Annotated in this window: 2 protein-coding genes and 1 pseudogene; all 3 read right to left on the bottom strand. The window is 55.4% G+C overall.

Annotation, left to right across the window (positions count from 1 at the left end; genetic code table 11):
• Positions 1 to 124: pseudogene (locus ACTH3S_RS18120) on the bottom strand (SAM-dependent methyltransferase); the annotation flags it as partial.
• An 81-nt stretch (positions 125 to 205) separates the two neighbouring features.
• Positions 206 to 2,053 carry a protein kinase domain-containing protein gene (locus tag ACTH3S_RS18115; protein ID WP_441810408.1) on the bottom strand — a complete coding sequence of 616 codons (1,848 nt, stop codon included), beginning with the start codon at positions 2,051 to 2,053 and terminating at the stop codon, positions 206 to 208.
• Between the two features lie 31 nt (positions 2,054 to 2,084).
• Positions 2,085 to 3,362, bottom strand: coding sequence for a 2-oxo acid dehydrogenase subunit E2 (locus tag ACTH3S_RS18110; protein ID WP_441810407.1), 1,278 nt, complete (start codon positions 3,360 to 3,362; stop codon positions 2,085 to 2,087).
• Positions 3,363 to 3,423: the final 61 nt, after the last annotated feature.

Here is a 3,423-nt window from a genome sequence, read left to right as displayed (position 1 = left end):
TGCCATCATTGCCGAATAGTTGGTGCAACCTATGAACGCCGTAGCTTTGGGCGTGATAGTTAATATCTGCGCACATTAAGTCGTAATAGCCAGACAAGTCGGTGTACAGATAATTTGAAGACATGGCAGCCTGATGGTGTTGCAGGAATAGGGTATGGCTCGGCATCGTAAACCAACCCCACGGGTTTGCGAATCAGATAAAATACTAGCTTGCTTCTGTCGCTTCCTGTCTGGGGTTTCTGGGGTAATAGCGCTCAGGCAGTCGTTCTATATAGGGGAAAAAGCGGGCGTCTTTGTAGGGCATTTTCATAAAGCCGGAAACACCCAGCCCGGTTATCTGGTCCACAGCGGCCAGAATTTCATCCAGACGCTGGCGGAACTCGTCTTCTTTCTCTGGGTCCAGCAGTCGGTACTGGCTGTGGATTTTGAGGTGGCGGGGCAAGGCCTCGAAAATAATCATGCCCGTGTGACGGATAGCGTTGAGCCCTTCGAGGGATTTGATGATGGTTTGTGGCAGCACCAGAAATTCCTCTGGGTCTGGCCCGTCCTCAAAGTAGGAGTGAACCCGCGAACGGTCTTCCACTTCCGGCGCAGAGCTTACCTGATAGGGCAGCCGCATCTCAGGCGGTGCTATGAATGGCTGATCTGGCTCATCGCGTTCTATGTGCAAGGTATCTCGGGCGTTGAATAGACAGCTTTTGAAGATGCCCTGGCGGTAGATTGCTTGGGCCAGATGAACCATGTTGTTCACCGCCGTGGTGAAGGCGGTTTTGAGTTCTGGGTCGTGCAGGTTCAGGGAGGTATCCACATACACGCCGTCGGGCTCCCAGCGCACTGCGAGCCCGCCTTCCACCGGGTACCGGCCAAGACGGCTTACGGCTGCCAGAAAGGCTTTTTCGGTTTCCCCCATGCCTTGCATGAAGTTTTTGTAGTAGCGATCTAACTGCACGTCGTTGACGTCGTTCAGGGTTTCCGGCGCACCTTCTTGTCGCAGAAAGGTTTTGCGGGAACTGTAGACCACCGTGTCGATTTCCCGGTCGGAGAGTCGCGTCCATATTGGCACTAAGTGGGTGGGCGCGGGTTCGGGCAGATCGATCATTACCATTCGGCCCATGCGCGGCATCTCATTCAGGTAGTGGTCACCGGCTCGCATGCGCAGCGCGGGGTCTGGGTCCAGCATGCCTTCTAGCATGCGTGCAAATTCCATAGGTAGGCCGAGGGATGTGGCCGGTATCGCTAGGTGGCCAAAACGGCAGGATTGCCCAGAAGCAAGCGCGTAGAGCGTAGCCGCTGCGCCTTGCTCGTCAAATCTGGGAGACGATAAGCCGCCATAGAGTTGCTCTTCGCCAATAAAGTAGACGTCGCCCAGGCGGGCGTTGGTCTGCTGCAGGTTGTCAGACATCAGTTCCATCACGCTGGGGCTGAGGAACTGCTGGTTGGCGTCTAGCTGAGCAAATACCGAAGAGCCCCAATCGATCAGGGCAATATTCTCGTTTTCTCCATCAAACACCAAATTGGACGGTTTGATGTCCCCGTGCACGATGGGGCGTTGCCCATTATCCGATTCGCGCCGCAGATTGCGCAGAATATCGGCTAACTGGTCGGCAATACGGATAATCAGGCGCGGGCTCAGGCGACCTTCCCGTAAGGATACTTCCTCCAGGTTAAAGCCAGGTGCACGCTCCATAACCAGAATAGGTTGACGACCAGCGCGGTGGAAGGCAATCAGGCGGGGCACCCGTGGATGCTCCACTTGCTCCAGAATATAGGCTTCGTCTTCCAGTCGATCGTGCAGGTGCTGGGGCAGGGTGATGCGGGTGAACTTGAACACATGCTCAAGATCACGCGCGCCCTCCAGTGGCCGACGGCCAGAAAACACAAAACCGTAGGCGCCCTTACCAATCATCGAGATGTCGGCATAGCCCATCTGCCTGAGTTGAGTTGTGCACAACTCAACCCAGTCTTTCAGCTTTCGCGCATCGCCGTGGCTGAGCAGGTAAACCGACTGCTCTTCCGGAATGTAAAATTGCTGCAGCTGGGCCGGTTGCGGCATTGACGACGATTGGTTCGGTGGCACCATGCAATCAGCCCAAATGGAGCAGCATGGATTGCGGTGACTCCAGGTAGCCTTTCCACAAGTTGTTGAATCGGGCGATAGTGCCGCCATCGATAATGCGGTGGTCGCCTGCCCAACTGATCGTCATGATTGAACGTTCCACCACTTGCCCGTTGGCATCAAAGCGCGGCAGTTTTTGGGTGCGCCCAAGAGCCACAATCGCCACTTCCGGCGCATTGATGATGGGCGAGGCGTAAGTGCCGCCCAGAGCGCCAATGTTGGAGATGGTAATAGTGCCGCCTTTGAGATCTGCTTGGCTTACCCGACCTTCCCGGGCCGTTTCGGTCAGCCGCGTTACCTCGTCGGCAATCTCCAGCAAAGTCAGCTGATCCACGTTTTTGACGTTCGGCACAAGCAGACCGATTTTGCTGTCTACAGCCATGCCGACGTTGCACTGAGGCTGGTAGTGAACTTCGGTAACGTCCTCGTTGATCTGGCTGTTGAGCACCGGGTATTCCCGAACTGCGAGCGCGATTGCCTTCATGATGAACGGCATTAGCGTGAGGCGAGAGCCCCGGGCTTCGGCTTCGGGCTTGAGCTGCTGGCGCAGACTTAGCAGTTCCGTGACATCAATGTCTTCACTGAAGTTGAAGTGCGGAATAGTCGAAGCAGACGCTACCATGCGCTTGGCCATAACGGCCTGCATGCCTTTGATGGGCTCTATGCGAACTTCCTGGCTTTGTGCTTCACGTTTTCCTTGAGTGTTCTCCGAGACTGGCTGTTCCATATGCGACAGCACGTCTGCTTTGAGCACACGGCCATCCTTACCTGAACCCTCGATATCCCCAAGCGTTAGTTCGTTCTCGCGAACAAGCCGGCGCACAGCAGGGCTGGCTGGTGTTCGTTGGCCATCTGAGGAGTCTGCGGATTTTGCGGTGTGTTTGGAGGCGGCCTCCGGGGCAGACTCCGACTGCTTAGGCGCTTCAGCCTGCTTTGCCTCTGGCTCAGGGCTTTTGTTTTCACCGTCGGTCTTGGCCTGTTCACCAGAGCTTTTATCAGCGCCTTCACCGCTCTCATCAATCAGTTCAAACAGCGGCGCATGCACCTTGGCTATGTCGCCTTCTTTCCAATACAGGCGGGTTACCCGGCCCTTGTAGGGGGCGGGAATCTCTACCAGCGCCTTGTCTGTCATTACTTCTGCAACTGGCTGATCTTCCTCAATCAAATCACCTTCGCTTACCAGCCATTTAACCAGTTCACATTCCACGATACCTTCGCCGATATCGGGCAGTATAAAATCACTCATTATTGCTCTCCTGTCCGGATATCCGCTTAGAATTCGACGCTTTCCCGAATGGCCTCATAGA

The sequence above is a fragment of the Marinobacter sp. genome (assembly GCF_052094685.1).
Taxonomy (GTDB): domain Bacteria; phylum Pseudomonadota; class Gammaproteobacteria; order Pseudomonadales; family Oleiphilaceae; genus Marinobacter.
Note: the sequence above shows the minus strand (reverse complement) of the source record. Positions and strands in the feature narration are given on the sequence as shown.